The sequence below is a fragment of the Rhodococcus sp. PvR044 genome, assembly GCF_040548995.1.
Classification (GTDB): domain Bacteria; phylum Actinomycetota; class Actinomycetes; order Mycobacteriales; family Mycobacteriaceae; genus Rhodococcus_G; species Rhodococcus_G oryzae.
On the sequence record NZ_JBEPSX010000010.1, the window covers coordinates 1 to 16,683 of the forward strand.

18 protein-coding genes are annotated in these 16,683 nt (G+C 67.5%); 1 reads left to right on the forward strand and 17 read right to left on the reverse strand.

Annotated elements, in window-relative coordinates:
• Nucleotides 1–455: 455 nt before the first annotated feature.
• Nucleotides 456–1,727 (reverse strand): UDP-N-acetylglucosamine 1-carboxyvinyltransferase, encoded by a 1,272-nt coding sequence (murA, locus tag ABIC28_RS20910; protein WP_097213678.1) that lies wholly within the window; start codon nt 1,725–1,727, stop codon nt 456–458.
• A gap of 82 nt (nt 1,728–1,809) precedes the next feature.
• Here murA and ABIC28_RS20915 point away from each other — a divergent pair, with 82 nt between their 5' ends.
• Nucleotides 1,810–2,403: a cob(I)yrinic acid a,c-diamide adenosyltransferase gene (locus ABIC28_RS20915; protein WP_269589868.1), complete on the forward strand. Its 594-nt coding sequence runs from the start codon at nt 1,810–1,812 to the stop codon at nt 2,401–2,403.
• 46 nt (nt 2,404–2,449) lie between these two features.
• Here ABIC28_RS20915 and ABIC28_RS20920 read toward each other — a convergent pair whose 3' ends face one another.
• From ABIC28_RS20920 to rpmE, 16 genes are all read right to left on the reverse strand, one after another.
• Nucleotides 2,450–2,872, reverse strand: coding sequence for a DUF2550 domain-containing protein (locus ABIC28_RS20920; RefSeq protein ID WP_257017750.1), 423 nt, complete (start codon nt 2,870–2,872; stop codon nt 2,450–2,452).
• 52 nt (nt 2,873–2,924) lie between these two features.
• Nucleotides 2,925–3,293 carry a F0F1 ATP synthase subunit epsilon gene (locus ABIC28_RS20925; RefSeq protein ID WP_027503031.1) on the reverse strand — a complete coding sequence of 123 codons (369 nt, stop codon included), beginning with the start codon at nt 3,291–3,293 and terminating at the stop codon, nt 2,925–2,927.
• Nucleotides 3,294–3,299: 6 nt separating this feature from the next.
• Entirely contained in the window at nt 3,300–4,748 is a 1,449-nt protein-coding gene (gene atpD / locus ABIC28_RS20930) for a F0F1 ATP synthase subunit beta (protein ID WP_072753560.1), read from the reverse strand.
• A 4-nt stretch (nt 4,749–4,752) separates the two neighbouring features.
• Nucleotides 4,753–5,724 (reverse strand): F0F1 ATP synthase subunit gamma, encoded by a 972-nt coding sequence (locus tag ABIC28_RS20935; protein WP_077042242.1) that lies wholly within the window; start codon nt 5,722–5,724, stop codon nt 4,753–4,755.
• Nucleotides 5,725–5,773: 49 nt separating this feature from the next.
• Nucleotides 5,774–7,417, reverse strand: a complete 1,644-nt coding sequence (gene atpA, locus ABIC28_RS20940) for a F0F1 ATP synthase subunit alpha (RefSeq protein ID WP_097213680.1) — start codon at nt 7,415–7,417, stop codon at nt 5,774–5,776.
• A 67-nt stretch (nt 7,418–7,484) separates the two neighbouring features.
• Nucleotides 7,485–8,309 (reverse strand): F0F1 ATP synthase subunit delta, encoded by an 825-nt coding sequence (locus tag ABIC28_RS20945; RefSeq protein WP_097213769.1) that lies wholly within the window; start codon nt 8,307–8,309, stop codon nt 7,485–7,487.
• A 5-nt stretch (nt 8,310–8,314) separates the two neighbouring features.
• Nucleotides 8,315–8,875: a F0F1 ATP synthase subunit B gene (locus tag ABIC28_RS20950; RefSeq protein ID WP_097213681.1), complete on the reverse strand. Its 561-nt coding sequence runs from the start codon at nt 8,873–8,875 to the stop codon at nt 8,315–8,317.
• Nucleotides 8,876–8,882: 7 nt separating this feature from the next.
• Complete coding sequence (locus ABIC28_RS20955) at nt 8,883–9,131, reverse strand: ATP synthase F0 subunit C (RefSeq protein WP_027503025.1); 249 nt, start codon at nt 9,129–9,131, stop codon at nt 8,883–8,885.
• A gap of 70 nt (nt 9,132–9,201) precedes the next feature.
• Nucleotides 9,202–10,020, reverse strand: coding sequence for a F0F1 ATP synthase subunit A (gene atpB / locus ABIC28_RS20960; RefSeq protein WP_502945061.1), 819 nt, complete (start codon nt 10,018–10,020; stop codon nt 9,202–9,204).
• 320 nt (nt 10,021–10,340) lie between these two features.
• A complete protein-coding gene (locus tag ABIC28_RS20965; protein ID WP_209926968.1) occupies nt 10,341–10,829 on the reverse strand; it encodes a Cg1360 family ATP-synthase-associated protein in 489 nt (162 codons plus the stop codon).
• 19 nt (nt 10,830–10,848) lie between these two features.
• The gene (locus ABIC28_RS20970) at nt 10,849–12,069 is read right to left on the reverse strand and encodes a glycosyltransferase family 4 protein (protein WP_209926969.1); all 1,221 of its coding nucleotides are present in this window, start codon (nt 12,067–12,069) and stop codon (nt 10,849–10,851) included.
• Nucleotides 12,056–13,408 (reverse strand): serine hydroxymethyltransferase, encoded by a 1,353-nt coding sequence (gene glyA, locus ABIC28_RS20975; protein ID WP_209926970.1) that lies wholly within the window; start codon nt 13,406–13,408, stop codon nt 12,056–12,058. The genes ABIC28_RS20970 and glyA overlap by 14 nt, the downstream gene beginning before the upstream one ends.
• Nucleotides 13,405–14,073, reverse strand: a complete 669-nt coding sequence (locus tag ABIC28_RS20980; RefSeq protein ID WP_097213686.1) for an L-threonylcarbamoyladenylate synthase — start codon at nt 14,071–14,073, stop codon at nt 13,405–13,407. The genes glyA and ABIC28_RS20980 overlap by 4 nt, the downstream gene beginning before the upstream one ends.
• 105 nt (nt 14,074–14,178) lie before the next feature.
• A complete protein-coding gene (prmC, locus tag ABIC28_RS20985) occupies nt 14,179–15,078 on the reverse strand; it encodes a peptide chain release factor N(5)-glutamine methyltransferase (RefSeq protein ID WP_097213687.1) in 900 nt (299 codons plus the stop codon).
• 60 nt (nt 15,079–15,138) lie between these two features.
• Nucleotides 15,139–16,218, reverse strand: a complete 1,080-nt coding sequence (gene prfA, locus ABIC28_RS20990; protein ID WP_077042248.1) for a peptide chain release factor 1 — start codon at nt 16,216–16,218, stop codon at nt 15,139–15,141.
• Nucleotides 16,219–16,367: 149 nt separating this feature from the next.
• Nucleotides 16,368–16,601: a 50S ribosomal protein L31 gene (gene rpmE, locus ABIC28_RS20995; RefSeq protein WP_027503018.1), complete on the reverse strand. Its 234-nt coding sequence runs from the start codon at nt 16,599–16,601 to the stop codon at nt 16,368–16,370.
• Nucleotides 16,602–16,683 lie beyond the last annotated feature (82 nt).

Below are 16,683 nucleotides of genomic sequence, written 5' to 3' on the forward strand. Positions count from 1 at the left end.
CAATTGGAAAGAGTGAGTGTGGAGTACCAAAATATTGGCACTGACATTCATCGGCACACTGTTGAGTTCTCAAAGAACACGCACACACCATCACCGCCAAGCTCTAACATCAGAAAGAGTTATTCTCGGCCGTTCCGGGGCAACTGTTCCAGCCTAGCTCATCGAAGCCTCCCGGTCAAAACCGGGCTGAGTGATCAAGCAAGCTTTGGGATTGTCTGGCGCCTTCGTCCAACCTCGTGTCCCTGGCCTCTCGGCCGGGTCGGTGTCCGTGTCGCTCTGACTCGACAAAAGTTACGCGGCGGCGAACGCTGTGGCAAATCGCCATGTCGCGGCCTGTTCGACTCAGAAGTTGCCAGGTCAGAGAGCTCGACAGGGCGGCGGAACCGGCATTTCGGGGGAAATCGATCATTGTGACGCCGGACACTCCCACCGCTCCCCCGGACACGACGGCTCGATCAGCCCGCCGCTGCCTGGGCAGGCACCCGCTCGATCACGCCGCCGAGAGCCGTCAGGTTCTCGACGAATCGCGGGTATCCACGGTCGATGTGGAAGACGTCGTGGACCTCGGTGACGCCGTCCGCCACGAGGCCTGCCAGCACCAGGCCGGCACCGGCCCGGATGTCCGAGGACCACACCGGCGCGCTCGAGAGCTGCGGGATCCCGCGGACCACCGCGTGATGTCCGTCGGTGCGGGCATCGGCGCCGAGCCGGATCATCTCCTCGACGAACCGGAAGCGCGCTTCGAAGACGTTCTCGGTGATCATCGACGTGCCATCCGCGACGGCGGCCAGGCCGATCGCCATCGGCTGCAGGTCGGTCGGGAATCCCGGGTACGGCAGGGTCGCGTAGTTCACCGCGGTGGGGCGGCCCTCCTGCACGATCCGGAATCCGTCCGCCTCCATCGTGACCTGCGAACCCGCGGAGCGGAGCTTGTCGAGCACCAGTGAGAGGTGCTTCGGGTTGACTCCGCGCACCCGCACCTCGCCCCGGGTCATCGCGGCCGCGATCCCCCACGTCGCCGCGACGATCCGATCCCCGATCACCCGATGGGTGGTCGGCTGCATGGTCTTGACGCCCCGAATGGTCAGCGTCGTGGAACCGGCACCCTCGATCAGGGCGCCCATCCGCCTGAGCATGTTGCACAGGTCCACGATCTCGGGTTCGCGGGCGGCGTTGTCGATGACGGTCTCGCCCTTGGCCAACACCGCGGCCATCAGGATGTTCTCGGTGGCACCGACCGACGGGAACGCCAGGCGGATGGTGGCGCCGTGCAGGTCGTCCGCCTCCGCCACCACGCACCCGTGCTGGATCTCGCTGCGTGCGCCGAGCAGTTCCAGTCCGGACTGGTGCATGTCCAGTGGACGCGACCCGATCGCGTCACCTCCTGGGAGCGCGACCACGGCGCGCCTGCACCTCGCGACCAGGGGCCCGAGCACACACACCGACGCTCGGAACTGGGTCACTGCCGGGAAGTCGGCGTGGTACTTCGGCTCGGCAGGCGTCGTGATGCGCGCCTCGTCACCGTCGAGCACCACCTCGCAGCCGAGCCCGCGCAATACCTCCGCCATCAGCGGGACGTCGAGGATGTCCGGGCAGTTGGTGATGGTGGTCGTGCCCTCCGCCAGGAGGGCAGCCGCCATCAACTTCAGGACGCTGTTCTTAGCGCCGCCCACCGAGACCTCACCCGTAAGCCTGTTACCGCCGGTGACAAGAAAGCGTTCACTCACAGTGCGACAGCCTAGTCAGCCGCGACCGGGTCCCGACCGCGAGCGGTCCCGATTGGATCTGCACGAGCGGTACCGTGACGTCATGTCCGTACACCTGACCCGCATCTACACCCGTACCGGCGACGACGGGACCACCGGTCTGAGCGACTTCTCACGGGTGTCGAAGAACGACCCTCGGCTGATCGCGTACGCGGACTGCGACGAGGCCAACGCCAGCCTGGGGGTGGCGCTCTCGCTCGGGCAGCCGGGACCCGAGTTCGTCGAGGTGCTGCGTCAGATCCAGAACGACCTCTTCGACGCGGGCGCGGACCTGTCCACCCCTGTTGTCGCGGATCCGAAGTACCCGCCGCTGCGGGTCACCGCCGGCTACATCGAGCGGCTCGAGGGCTGGTGCGATGAGTACAACGAGCCGCTGGCGCCGCTGAACTCCTTCATCCTGCCCGGTGGCACCGCCCTTGCGGCGCTGCTGCACGTGGCCAGGACCGTGGTGCGCCGCGCCGAACGATCCGCGTGGGCGGCGGTGGACGCCTCCCCCGAGGACACCAGTGTGCTGCCGGCCAAGTACCTGAACCGGCTCTCCGACCTGCTGTTCATCCTGAGCCGGGCGGCGAACCCCGACGGCGACGTGCTGTGGAAGCCGGGCGCGGGCGGCACCGAATCCGCGGACGGGCATTGAAACGACAAAAGACCCCGGCGATGAGCCGGGGTCTGGAGGTATTCGGTCAGGCCGGACGGCCCCGCATGGAGCGCCCCGATGGACGCGATTCCACCCAGGACAGGAACGCGGTGAGGGCGCCGGAATCGAGGGCCACCTCGTAACCGTGATCGCCGTCCTGAACCGACAGGATCACGATCTCGTCGGTCATGATGTCGAACTCGGTGTCGCGCGGCCCGCGCCGATCACCCACCTCGATGCCCTGCCTGCTGATCCGCGAGTCGGGCCCGGGCCGGAGGCTGGAGAGCTTGTAGAAGACGAGGTCCTCCTCGCCGTACCGGATGACACCGTGCCGCCAGCCCTGGCCGACACCCGCGGGAGTGGTCCGGACGATCGCCGCCGTGCCGCCGCGGCGCAGCACCCCCAACCGATACACGAAAGCCGCGACGAGCGCCGCGAGCAGGACAACCAGAACGAAAAGAACTGTCACTCCGGTTGTCACTGCTCGTCGGCCTTGCTCGTCGCGGCTATCGGGGTACCGGTCAGGCGCGCTCGACGGCGCGGAGCTGACCCTTGGCGATCGCGATCGCCTCGAGATCCTCGGTCGTCTCCGCCAGGACCGCCTTGGCGGCCTCGACATCGACGTCGCCCGCGAAGTCCGCGGACTCCGCCAGGATCGTGACGGTGGTGCCCGTCACCGAGAGGAAGCCACCGTGCACCGCGGCGACGACGCGCTCGCCGTCGGCGGTGGTGATGGCGACCACGCCTGCCTCGATCAGCTGGCCGAGGACCGGCTCATGTCCGTACATGATGCCGATCTCGCCCTCGGTGGTCTGAGCGCTGACGAGCGTCGCCGAACCCGACCACAGCCGCTGCTCGACGGCAACCAGCTCAACAGTCATCTCAGCCATTGTCGACTACTTCCCGGCGATCTTCTTGGCAGCGGCCTCGACGTCGTCGAGTCCACCGCAGCTGTTGAACGCCTGCTCGGGCAGGTGATCGAACTCGCCCTTGCAGACGCGGTCGAACGCCTCGATGGTGTCGCGCAGCGGCACCACGGAACCGGCCTCACCCGTGAACTTCTCGGCCACGATGAAGTTCTGGCCGAGGAACTTCTGGATACGGCGCGCGCGGCCGACGAGGATCTTGTCCTCTTCCTGCAGCTCGTCCATACCGAGGATGGCGATGATGTCCTGCAGTTCCTTGTACTTCTGCAGGATCCGCTTGACCTCGTTCGCGACGCGGAAGTGCTCCGCACCGACGATGCCGGGCTCGAGGATGCGCGAGGTCGACGTCAGCGGGTCCACAGCGGGGTAGATACCCATCTGCGAAATCGGACGCGAGAGCTCGGTGGTCGCATCGAGGTGCGCGAAGGTGGTCGCGGGCGCCGGGTCGGTGTAGTCGTCGGCGGGGACGTAGATCGCCTGCAGCGAGGTGATCGAACGGCCACGGGTCGAGGTGATGCGCTCCTGGAGCTCACCCATCTCGTCCGCCAGCGTCGGCTGGTAACCCACGGCGGAGGGCATGCGACCCAGCAGGGTCGAGACCTCCGAGCCGGCCTGCGTGAAACGGAAGATGTTGTCGATGAAGAGCAACACGTCCTGGTTCTGCACATCGCGGAAGTACTCCGCCATGGTCAGCGCCGACAGGGCGACGCGCATACGCGTTCCCGGCGGCTCGTCCATCTGACCGAACACAAGGGCGGTGTCCTGGAGAACGCCCATCTCGGCCATCTCGAGGTGGAGGTCCGTGCCCTCACGGGTGCGCTCACCGACGCCTGCGAACACCGAGGTGCCGGAGAACTCGCGGGCGATACGGGTGATCATCTCCTGGATCAGAACGGTCTTGCCGACACCGGCACCACCGAACAGACCGATCTTGCCGCCCTTGACGTACGGGGTGAGCAGGTCGATGACCTTGATGCCGGTCTCGAGGATCTCGGTCTTGCCCTCGAGCTGATCGAAGGCGGGGGGCTTGCGGTGGATGCCCCACTGCTCGCCGTCGCGACCGAGGCCCGGGGTGTCGAGGCAGTCACCGAGGGCGTTGAACACGTGGCCCTTGACGACGTCGCCGACGGGAACCGAGATCGGCTTGCCGGAGTCGACGACCGCCGCGCCGCGGACCAGGCCGTCGGTCGGCTGCATCGAAATGGTGCGCACCAGGTTGTCGCCCAGGTGCTGCGCCACCTCGAGGGTCAGCGTCTTCGCGACCGTCGGCAGAGTGACCTCTGCGTTCAGCGCGTTGAACAGGGCGGGAACGGCGCCACGCGGGAACTCAACGTCCACAACGGGACCGATGACCCGCACGACCCGGCCGGACGTGGTGCCCGAGCCGTTCGCGTTGGTTTGGGTTACTGCTGCGGTCATGTGTCTAGTCACTTCCTGCGCTCGAGGCGAGCGCATTAGCGCCACCGACGATCTCGCTGATTTCCTGGGTGATCTGGGCCTGGCGCACCTGGTTGGCCTGGCGGCTCAGGGTGTTCACCAGCTCGTTTGCGTTGTCCGTTGCCGCCTTCATGGCGGTACGACGTGAAGCCGACTCCGAGGCCGCCGCATCGAGCAGCGAGGAGTAGATCCGGGTGCTGATGTACTTCGGCAGCAGCGCCGAGAGCAGCGTCCCGGCCTCCGGCTCGAAGTCGTACTGCGCCGTCGGATTGGCACCGTTCGAATCGGAGAGCATGTCCTCCCCGAGCTCGAAGTTCTCGTCCTTGTACTCGACCTCGAGCGGAGCCATGCGCCGGACCTCCGGCGTCTGGGTCAGCATCGACACGAAGCGGGTGTAGACGATGTGCAGTTCGTCAACGCCCTCGACCGTGCCCTCGCCGTTGTACGCGGCAACCTCGGCGCCCGACCCGGCCATGAACAGCTCGACCAGGTGACGGCTCGCCTTGGCGGCATCCGCGTAACCCGGCTGCTGAGAGAACCCGGTCCAGGCGCCCTTCAGATCGCGGTCACGGAAGGTGTAGTACGTCAGGCCCTTTGCGCCCATCGCGTACAGCACCGGCTCCTTGCCCTCGGAGCGCAGCAGCTGGATCAGCTCCTCCGCCTCCTTGAGGACGTTGGAGTTGTAGCCGCCGCACATACCGCGGTCGCTGGTGACGACCAGCACGGCAGCCCGCTTGGGCTCCGGCCGCTCGTTCAGCAGCGGGTGGTCGAGCGACCCGGAGGCGCTCGCCAGCGCGGAGAGCACCTTGGTGATCTCCTCGGCGTAGGGCTTCGACGCCGCAACCCTGGCCTGAGCCTTGGTGATGCGGGAGGTCGCGATCAGCTCCTGCGCCTTGGTGATCTTCTTGGTCGAGTTGACTGACTTGATACGTGAGCGCAGTTCGCGCAGGCTTGCCATCTACTCAGTCACACTCCCTTCCCACGAGATTCCGACACGGCAGTCACGCTCACTTGCTGACGTGCTTGCGAGTGACGGAAACCTGCTCCTGGCTGACCTCGTTCGCGCCGAGTGCCGAGGCCTCGGCCTCGTTGACCACGCGGCTGCCGTCGGAGGCGATGAAGCCTTCCTTGAACTTGTCGGTCGCGGCCTTGAGGTCGGCGATCGAGTTCTCGTCGAGGGCCTTGCCACCCTTGATGGCCTCGTAGACCGAGCCCGCGTTGCGGTGCAGGTCCTCGAGCAGCTCGGACTCGAAGCGGCGGACGTCGCCGACCGGCACCGAGTCGAACACGCCTTCGCCGGCCAGGTAGATCGAGATGATCTGGTCCTCGACGGCGATCGGGGAGTACTGGTCCTGCTTGAGCAGCTCGACGAGACGCTGTCCACGCTCGAGCTGTGCCTTGGAGGCGTCGTCCAGGTCGGAGGCGAAGGCCGAGAAGGCCTCCAGCTCACGGAACTGGGCCAGCTCGAGACGGAGCGAGCCGGAGACCTTCTTCATGCCCTTGGTCTGCGCGGCGCCACCGACTCGGGAAACCGAGATACCCACGTTGATCGCGGGGCGGATGCCCTTGTTGAACAGGTCCGACTCCAGGAACACCTGACCGTCGGTGATGGAGATGACGTTGGTCGGGATGTAGGCCGAGACGTCGTTGGCCTTGGTCTCGATGATCGGCAGTGCGGTCAGCGAACCGCCGCCGAGCTCGTCGGAGAGCTTGGCCGAACGCTCGAGCAGACGGGAGTGCAGGTAGAAGACGTCACCGGGGTACGCCTCGCGGCCCGGCGGACGACGCAGCAGCAGCGAGATGGCGCGGTACGCCTCGGCCTGCTTGGTCAGGTCGTCGAACACGATGAGGACGTGCTTGCCCTGGTACATCCAGTGCTGGCCGATGGCCGAACCGGTGTACGGGGCGAGCCACTTGAAGCCGGCCGAATCGGAGGCCGGGGCCGCGACGATGGTGGTGTACTCCATCGCGCCCTGCTCCTCGAGGGCAGCCTTGACGCCCGCGATGGTGGAGCCCTTCTGGCCGATCGCGACGTAGATGCAGCGAACCTGCTTCGTGTCGTCGCCGGACTCCCAGTTCGCCTTCTGGTTCAGGATGGCGTCAACACAGACCGCGGTCTTGCCGGTCTTGCGGTCGCCAATGATCAGCTGGCGCTGTCCACGGCCGATCGGGGTCATCGCGTCGATGGCCTTGATGCCGGTCTGCAGCGGCTCCTCGACGGGCTGACGCTCGAGGACCGAGGCGGCCTGCAGCTCGAGGGCGCGGGTCTCGGTGCACTCGATCTCGCCGAGGCCGTCGATCGGCTGGCCGAGCGGGTTGACCACGCGGCCCAGGTAGGCGTCGCCCACCGGCACGGACAGCACGTCGCCGGTCCGCTTGACCTGCTGGCCCTCTGCGAGGTGCTCGTAATCACCCAGGATGACGGCACCGATCTCGGTGGCATCCAGGTTCAGTGCCACACCGAGCACGCCGCCGGGGAACTCCAGCAGCTCGTTGGCCATCGCCGAAGGCAGGCCGGTGACGTGCGCAATGCCGTCACTGGTGTCGGACACCGTTCCGACCTCCTCGCGGGAGGCCTCCGGGGAGTAGCTCGCGGTGTAGTTCGAAATCGCACTACGGATCTCATCGGAGGAGATCGTCAGCTCCGCCATGTTTTTCCTGCTCTCGGTATCTGGTCTTCGAATATCTGGAGTTTGAGGTCGGCCGCGGCCGCCGGGACTACTTGAAGGTCTTGCGCAGAGACGCGAGACGTCCCGCCGCACTGCCGTCGATGACCTCGTCGCCCACGCGAACGACAAGGCCGCTCAGGAGCTCGGGGTCGACCTCCACGTGCACGGTGACCGGCTTGCCGTAGGTGCGGGTCAGGGTCGCGGCGAGCCGCTCCTCCTGCTCGGCGGACAACGCCGAGGCGCTGCGCACGTGTGCGACCGCCTTGTCGCGTCGCGCCGCCGCCAGTTCCGACAGCTCGTTGAAGGCATCCGCGGGTGCGGTCCGCAACCGGCCTGCGGCCTGGGTGGCCAGGGCCTCGGTGATCGCGGTGACCTTGCCGTAGAGCAGCTTGGTCAGCAGTTCGCGCTTCGCCGCGGTGGGCGTCGCGCGATCGGACAGCGCCTGCTCGAGGCTCGAGTCGCCCGCCACGATGCGGCCGAGGCGGAAGAGCTCGTCCTCGACGGTGTCGAGCTGACCCTGATCGTCGGCCGCCTTGAGCAGCGACTCCCGACCGAGCAGCACCAGCGAGTTCCGCAGGTCAGCCGAGCTCGACCAGTCCTGGGAGACGGCCGCCTTCAGCGTGGCGAGGGCCTCGGCCGAAACCTTGGCCGAGAACACCTGCTCGGCCAAGGCCTGCCGAACCGCCGCGGGGGCCGAGGGGTCGGACAGCGCGGAACGAAGCGTGCGCTGACCGTCGAGAACCTCGACCACCGTGAACAGCTCGGCACCGGTCTGTGCCGCAGCTGCAGTCGCCGCGCCGGCCGAAACTCCGGCCAACGCTGATTCCAGGGCGCTCCTCGTATGAGTCAGCGCCTCACGGCTTGCTGCGTACATGGTGCTCACTTTCCGGCTGCGGAGTCAGCGCTGACGGCGTCCAGTTCGCTGAGGAAACGATCGATCGAACCCGACCGCTTGACCTCGTCGGCCAGAGACTCGCCGATGACCTTCTCGGCCAGATCGACCGCGGTCTTGCCCAGATCGCTGCGCAGTTCGGTGACGATCTGCTGACGCTGAGCTGCGAGCTGGCTGCTGCCTGCGGCCACGATGCGGTCGCTCTCCAGCTGTGCCTGGACCTTCATCTCGGCGATGATCTGCTGGCCCTGGGTGCGGGCATCCTCACGGATGGCCGCGGCCTCGGTCCGCGCCTCGGCGAGCTGGGCGCGGTACTGCTCCAGCGTCTCCTTGGCCTCGGCCTGAGCATCCTCGGCGCGCTGGATGCCGCCCTCGATCTGCTCGGTACGGTCCGCCAGCACCTGCTGGAACTTCGGAAGGATGTACTTCCAGAAGAAGAAGCCGATAACCGCGATGCAGACCGCCGACCACACGATGTCGTAGGTCTCGGGGACGAGAGGATTGATAACCTCGCCCTCCTCGGCCGCGATCAATGCAATGGTTGACATGGCGAGATCAGAAAATGAAGCCGGCGACAAGGCCGATCAGCGCGAGGGCCTCGGTGAATGCGATACCGAGGAACATGTTCGTACGGATCTGGCCGGCGAGCTCGGGCTGACGCGCGATGCCCTCGATGGCCTTACCGACCACGATGCCCACGCCGATGCCGGGGCCGATGGCCGCGAGGCCGTAGCCGATGGCGCCGTAGCCCTTGCCGGTGGTCGTCTGCTCAACGGCTTCCTGTGCCAGGTACGCGAGGCTCATTTGGTTTCCGTTCCCTTTCCGTTGCCCACCACCGGGATTCGGCGGATGGGTCAGTTTGTGTGTAGTGCGGTCAGTGCGAGTCGGCGTGCAGCGCGAGGTCGATGTACACGGCGGTCAGCAGGGCGAAGACGTACGCCTGCAGGAAGATCACCAGCATCTCGAAGAGGGTGAACCCGAAACCTGCTGCCAGGGAGAACACACCGAAGATCTTCATTCCGGCCGCGGCCTCGAAGAAGAAGAACTGGGTGGCGCTGAAGAACAGCACCAGCATGATGTGGCCGGCCAGCATGTTGGCCATGAGACGGACGGTCAGCGTGAACGGCCGGAGGATGAACGTCGACACGAACTCGATCGGGATCAGCAGCACGTGCAGCGCGACCGGCACGCCGGGGACGACGATGCTGCTCTTCACGTACTTGAAGAAGCCGTACTTCTTGATGCCGACGTAGTTGAACGTGATGTACGCGAGGGCGGCCAGCACGATCGGCATCCCGATTCGGGCGTTCGAGGAGATGTTCAGGAACGGGATGATCCCGGACGCGTTCAGGAACAGCACCGCGAAGAAGATCGTGGCGATGACCGGCAGGAAGCGCTTGCCCTGCTCCTTGCCGAGCACCTCATCGGTGATCTGGTTCTTGACGAACCCGAGGCCCATCTCGGCGACGTTCTGCGCGCCGCGTGGCACCAGCTTCGGGCTGCGCATCGCGATCGCGAAGAACGCGAGGAGCACCACCGTCATCAGGATGCGGATCAGCATCAGCCGGTCGAGCTCGAAGGGCGTGCCCTCGAACAGCACGGCGGGAGGGAAGAAGTCTGCAAGTGACGGCGGATGGAACTCCGCGGCCAGGGTGGTGACGCTCAGCGGTCTCTCCCGTAGTCGTGGCCGCAGGCGGCATCGCCTGCGGTTCGATCGGACATTGACGATCTAACAAGTCGACAAGGTCGGCTCGCGTATTCGTCAGCTGCTGTGGCCGATTCACTCGGCCCCGCGTCTGTCGGTGTCGGCGGACTGTCGTCGACTCGGTGGTCCCCGACCAGCCATTTCCGAACACGCGGAAGTGGCGATCGTGGTCACCTGCGAGGATGCCTGACCCGGCGAAATGTGTGTTTCGCGTAGTTTCGGCTCTCGCTTGGCCCTGACCCTACCAATACAACTACGACGTTGTGTAGATGGGGGTCCTGCTTGACCGATTACGACAGGTCGTCGTACTACTTTTCGTCGGATTCAGGCTCACCGGAGGGGCCGTCCTGCTGTGTGGGAGCCGCGTCCGACCGTGTGGGAGTGACATAGGGCACCTTCACCTTGAGCAGCCCGTAGGTCTCGGCGCCGAGCACGATGATCAGGGCCAGCACCATGACGATGACCAGCGCCTGCTTGCTGTAGAAGTCCATGCCCTTGAGCACGCCAAGGACCAGGATCGCGAGGATCATCTTGAGCAGCCAGCTGCCCAGCAGCACCGCACCCGAGGTGGCGGGCGGGAGCTTCTCCGTGAACAGCACCGCCAGCGCGGTGCACAGGATGAAGCCGCCGCCGACGGCGACGCCGATCAACGCACCCCACAGTCCGGGCAGGCCTGCCGCGACGAAGGCGATGATCGAGCCGATCACCGCGAGCGCGATCAGGCCGATCACGCCATAGCGAACCGCTGCACGCAGCGGAGCGGACTGGTCGGGCACGGGTTCCGGAGAGAAGGTCACGGTCCGCCAGCCTAGCGGGCTACGAACTGTCGGCCCGATCGCGACCGGGGACCTGCTTCAGGCGCAGCGACGGCACGGCGGTGACCACCAGCGCAAACACCAGGCCACCCGCCACCAGCAGGACGACGATCCGCCGGTCGAGCAGGGCCGAGCCGACTGCGCCGAATGCGAGCACGCCGACCCACAAGTAGATCAACAGGACCACACGCCGGTGCGAATGTCCGATCTGCAGCAGGCGGTGGTGGAGGTGCATCTTGTCGGGGCTGAAGGGGCTGCGCCCGGCCCTGGTCCGGCGGACCACCGCGAGCAGCAGGTCGAGGATCGGGATGAACATCACCGCGCCCACCAGCAGGAGCGGCGAGAGCAGACCGAGGATGTCCCTTGTGCCATAGGCGCTGAGCGGGATCCGGCCGGAGGCGCTCGTCGAGATCGCCGCCAGCATCAGGCCGATCAACATCGACCCCGAGTCCCCCATGAAGATGCGGGCCGGCTGGAAGTTGTGCGGCAGGAAGCCCAGGCACGCGCCCGCCAGGGCGGCGGCCAGCATCGCGGGTGGATACGCACTCACGTCACCGCCCTGCTCGTGCAGCAGGCCGACCGAGAACACACAGATCGCCAGCGCGGCGATCAGGCCGAGGCCTGCCGCGAGCCCGTCGAGCCCGTCGACGAAGTTCATGGCATTGATCATCACGACCGCGATCAGCACCGTCACCAGGCCCGACTGCAACTGGTCCAGGACCAGGGTGGTGCCATTGAAGGGCAGGTACAGCACGAACCAGCTGACCCCCATCACCACCAGCACGCCCGCCGCGGTGACCTGGCCGACGAACTTCGTGAGCGCGTCCAGTCCCCACCGGTCGTCGATGATCCCGACCAGCACGATGACGCCGCCGGAGACGAGCGCCGCCGGGATGTCCTTGGTGTTGTAGTCGAATCCCCTGGCCAGCGCGGGTAGTTGCTGGGCGAACAACAGTGCGGCGACGAATCCGACGTACATGCCGACGCCACCGAGCCGGGGCGTGGGCGTGACGTGGACGTCGCGGTCGCGTGGGACTGCGACGGCGCCGAACTTGAGGGCGAACAACCGGACGGCCCCGGTCGCCAGGAACGTGATGACCGCCGCGGTGAAGAGCACCAGCAGCAGTTCCCTGATCGGGACCCCGGCCCCCCGGCCCGACTGAGCGAGCAATTCTGTATGGGCGGCGATCACGTCGAAGAGGCTACCGTCACCGCGCGCCATCCCCTGCCGCTGCACTCGTCTGCGTCGCCGGCCGGGGATAGGCCGGCTTGCGCGCCACCAACTCCGAGACCTCGCGCGCCACATCGGCCAGCTCCGCGTCGCCCGCGGTGGTGCCGTCCTCGGCCCGCATCGCCCTGGCGATCAGCGCACCGACCGCCGCGCAGTCGTCGGTGTCGAAACCCTGCGTGGTCACCGCCGCGGATCCGACCCGGATCCCGGACGCCACCATCGGCGGCGCCGGATCGAACGGGATCGCGTTCTTGTTCAACGTGATTCGGGCCGCATCGCATCGCCGTTCGGCCTCGGCCCCGGTCACCCCGAGCTCGCGCAGGTCCAACAGTGCCAGGTGGGTGTCGGTGCCGCCGGACACGGCGCGCATGCCGCCCGACTCGAGTGCCTTGGTCATCGCCGCGGCGTTGTCGACCACGCTCCCTGCGTAGGCCCGGTAGTCGTCCGTGGCCGCTTCCTTCAGCGCGACGGCCTTGGCCGCGATCGAGTGCATGAGCGGGCCGCCCTGGCTGAAGGGGAAGACCGCCTTGTCGACGGCCTTGGCGTGCTCGGCCCGGCACAGCAGCATGCCGCCGCGCGGCCCCCGCAGCACCTTGTGCGTGGTCGCGGAGACGACATCGGCGTACGGCACCGGCGACGGGATCGCCCCGCCTGCCACCAGCCCGATGAAATGCGCGGCGTCGACCCACAGGATGGCGCTCACCTCGTCGGCGATCTGACGGAACTTCGCGAAGTCGATCAGTCGCGGATACGCGGTCGCGCCCGCGACGATGATCCGCGGCCGATGGGTCAGAGCGAGGTCACGGACCTCGTCGTAGTCGATGAGCTCGGTCGACTTGTCCACGTGATACGGGATCGGGGTGAACCACTTGCCCGAGAAGCTCACCTTGGACCCATGGGTGAGATGACCGCCGTGCGGCAGGCTCATCGCCAGCACCGGGTCGCCGGGCTTCGCGAACGCGGCGTACACCGCGAGGTTGGCGTTGGCCCCCGAATGCGGCTGCACGTTGGCGTGTTCGGCCCCGAACAGCGTCTTGGCCCGCTCGATCGCCAGGCTCTCGGCACGGTCGACCTCGGCGCAGCCACCGTAGTACCGGTGACCCGGGTACCCCTCTGCGTACTTGTTGCTCAGCGTCGACCCCAGCGCCGCCAGCACCGCGGGGCTGGTCAGGTTCTCGCTGGCGATCAGCTGCAACCCGCCGCGCAGCCGGTCCAGCTCGGCGAGGGTGATCTCGGCGATCTCCGGGTCGGTCCGTTCGAGCTCGGAGAAGTCCGGGCCCCAGAACGCCTGATCGGCGTGGGCCTGCCGCGGGGAACCCGCCTCGCTCACTCCGGTACCCGTCCCGGCAGCAGGCTCTCGATGGTCACGCCGAGCACCTCCGCGATGTCCGCGGCCGCGACAGCCCCCTCACGCAGGATCCGCGGCTCGTCGGCCGTCAGGTCCACGATCGTCGAGGCGACAGCGTGCTGGGCGGGACCACCGTCCAGGTACACCGATGCGGCGCCGCCGAGCTGATCGCGGGCCTGCTCGACGGTGGAGGCGGGTGCGTGCCCGGAGATGTTCGCGCTCGACACCGCGAGGGGTCCCACCTCCCGCAGCAGTTCGAGGGCCACCGGGTGCAGCGGCATCCGCAGCATCACCGTCCCCCTGGTGTCGCCCAGGTCCCACGCCAACGAGGGAGCTTGCTGCACAACGAGACTCAGCCCACCGGGCCAGAAGGCGCGGATCAGCTCACGCGCCTGCGGCCGCACCGTGAAGACGAGTCCGTCGATGGTGTTCCACGAGCCGACGAGCACCGGCACGGGCATGTCCCGTCCGCGGCCCTTGGCGCGCAGCAACGCGGTGACGGCCTCGCCGTCGAAGGCGTTGGCCGCGAGTCCGTAGAGGGTGTCGGTCGGCACGACGACCAGGCGCCCGGCCTTGAGCGAGTTCGTCGCGGCAGCGATGCCCGCCTCGCGCGAATCGGTGTTCCGGCAGTCGTAGACGATGCTCACTCCCCCATCCTTCCATCCGCGTCGATCCGTCGCAGACACGCCTGGCCCTTCCGCAGGCTCCACGCACGCAGACACTGGTCGTTCCGCAGAGCTCCACGCACCTGCTCAGTGCCCGCGGGCCGCCTCGGCGTCCGTTGCGACCCGGCGGGCGACCACGAAGCGGGGCTTGCCCGCCAGGTCCGGATGCTCGGCGACCTCGCCGAACACCCGACGCTCGCGCAGCAGGGCCGCCACCTGGCCGCCGTTGGTGTCGTCGTGCTCGATGGCCATGGCACCGCCGATCTTCAGCCAGCGCGCGATGTTGGAGACCATCGGGGTGATCACCGACAGCCCGTCCGGCCCGCCGAACAGCGCCAGGTGCGGGTCGAAATCCGCGACCTCGGTATCGAGCTCGGCACCCTCGGGGATGTACGGCGGATTCGACACCACGATGTCGACCTTGCCCTCGAGCTCGGTGAGCAACGACCGGTCGGTGACATCGCCCTGGTGCAGCGTGATCGGGGTGTCGCCCTCGTTCGCCCTGGCCTCGGCATTGCGGCGGGTCCAGGCCAGCGCCGCGGGATCCAGTTCCACCGCGTGCACGATCGCGTCCGGGCGGGCGTTCGCTAGCGCCAGCGCCAGCGCCCCTGTACCCGTGCACAGATCGAGGATCACCGGCGGATGCGCGGGATGTCCCTCCAGGAAGGCAAGGGCCCACGCGAACAACAGCTCGGTCTCCGGCCTTGGCACGAAAACCCCCGGACCGACCTGCAGGTCGATGTCGCCCATCGACGACACACCGGTGAGGTACTGCAGCGGAACACGCTCGGCACGCCGGGCGACCAGCGCGCGGTACCGCTCGATCACCTCGGGGTCGACGAGCGGCACCAGGCCGAGCCTGGTCCGTTCCACCCCCACGACGTGCGCGGCGAGCAGTTCTGCATCCGTGCGGGGACTGTGTACGCCCGCCTCCTCGAGCAGCGTGGTGGCCTCGAGGATCGCGAGGCGGAGGGGTTGACGACTCACCCGTCCAGCCTGCCATGGGCCGCCGCCGGAACCCCGCATTACCCGACCGTGGCCACGTGGCTACTCGACGGCGAGCCGGGCCTCCCGGTCCGACTTGCCGAGCGCGTCCAGCAGCGCATCCAGATCGCCGTCGAGCACGGCGTCGAGGTTGTGCGCCTTGAACCCGATCCGGTGATCGGTGATCCGGTTCTCCGGGTAGTTGTAGGTACGGATGCGCTCGGAGCGGTCAACGGTGCGCACCTGGCTCTGGCGTCCGGCCGAGGCCTCGTCCGCGGCCGCCTCCTCGGCAGCCGCCTGCAGCCTGGCCGCGAGCACCTGCATCGCGCGCGCCTTGTTCTGCAGCTGCGAGCGCTCGTTCTGGCACGTCACGACGATGCCGGTGGGCAGGTGGGTGATCCGGACCGCGGAGTCGGTGGTGTTGACGCCCTGGCCACCCTTGCCGGACGAGCGGTAGACGTCGATGCGCAGATCGGTCTCGTCGATCTGCACCTCCTCGACCTCTTCGGGCTCCGGGTAGATCAGTACGCCCGCCGCGGAGGTGTGCACCCGGCCCTGGGACTCGGTCACGGGCACCCGTTGGACGCGGTGCACGCCACCCTCGAACTTCAGCCGGGCCCAGACACCGTCGCGGGTGTCGCCCTTCGACTTGATCGACAGGGTCGCGTCCTTGTAGCCGCCGAGATCGGAGATGTTCGCGTCGAGGACCTCGACCCGCCAGCCGTGCCGCTCGGCGTAGCGCAGGTACATCCGGGCCAGGTCCGCGGCGAACAGCGCGGACTCCTCGCCGCCCTCGCCGGACTTCACCTCGAGCACCACGTCGTCGCCGTCGTGCGGGTCCCTCGGCGCGAGCAGGTCGGTGAGTGCGACGTCGAGCTCGGCCACCTTGGCCTCCAGCTCGGGCACCTCGGCGGCGAAGCTCGAGTCGTCGGCGGCCAGCTCGCGAGCGGCCTCCAGGTCCTCGCGCGCGGCCTGCAGCTTGGTGTGCGTGGCCATGATGGGAGCGAGCTCGGCGAACCGCTTGCCGACCCGGCGGGCGGCCGAGGGGTCGTTGTGCAGGGACGGGTCGGACAGCTGCAGCTCGAGACCTGCGTGCTCGGCCAGGATGTCATCGATCGCCGACGGCTGGGTGGTCCCCGCCATGGTTCGCTCCTCGGTTGTCGACACCCCCGAGGGGATGCCGGGCAGTGCAATGGGTGGATGTTGGCGCCGGGTCCGGCGCGCGCACCACGGGTACAAAAAAACCGACGCCCGGCCTGCAATGGAACACAGGACGGGCGTCGGCGGGACAGCTAGCTGTCGGCGTCGGCCTTCTTGCCGGCGCGCTTGCCGTAGCGAGCCTCGAAGCGCGCGACGCGTCCACCGGTGTCGAGGATCTTCTGCTTGCCGGTGTAGAACGGGTGGCACTGCGAGCAGACCTCGACGTTGATGCGTCCGGACTCCTTGGTGCTGTGGGTCTCGAACGTGTTACCGCAACCGCAGACGACGGTGGTCGCCACGTAGTTGGGGTGGATTCCTGCCTTCATGGTGTCCCTTTCGGTGGTCGCCGGGTCGCCTTCGCCAATCGAAGCCGTGAACCGGAACCGGACATTGTTGTACTCGCACGCG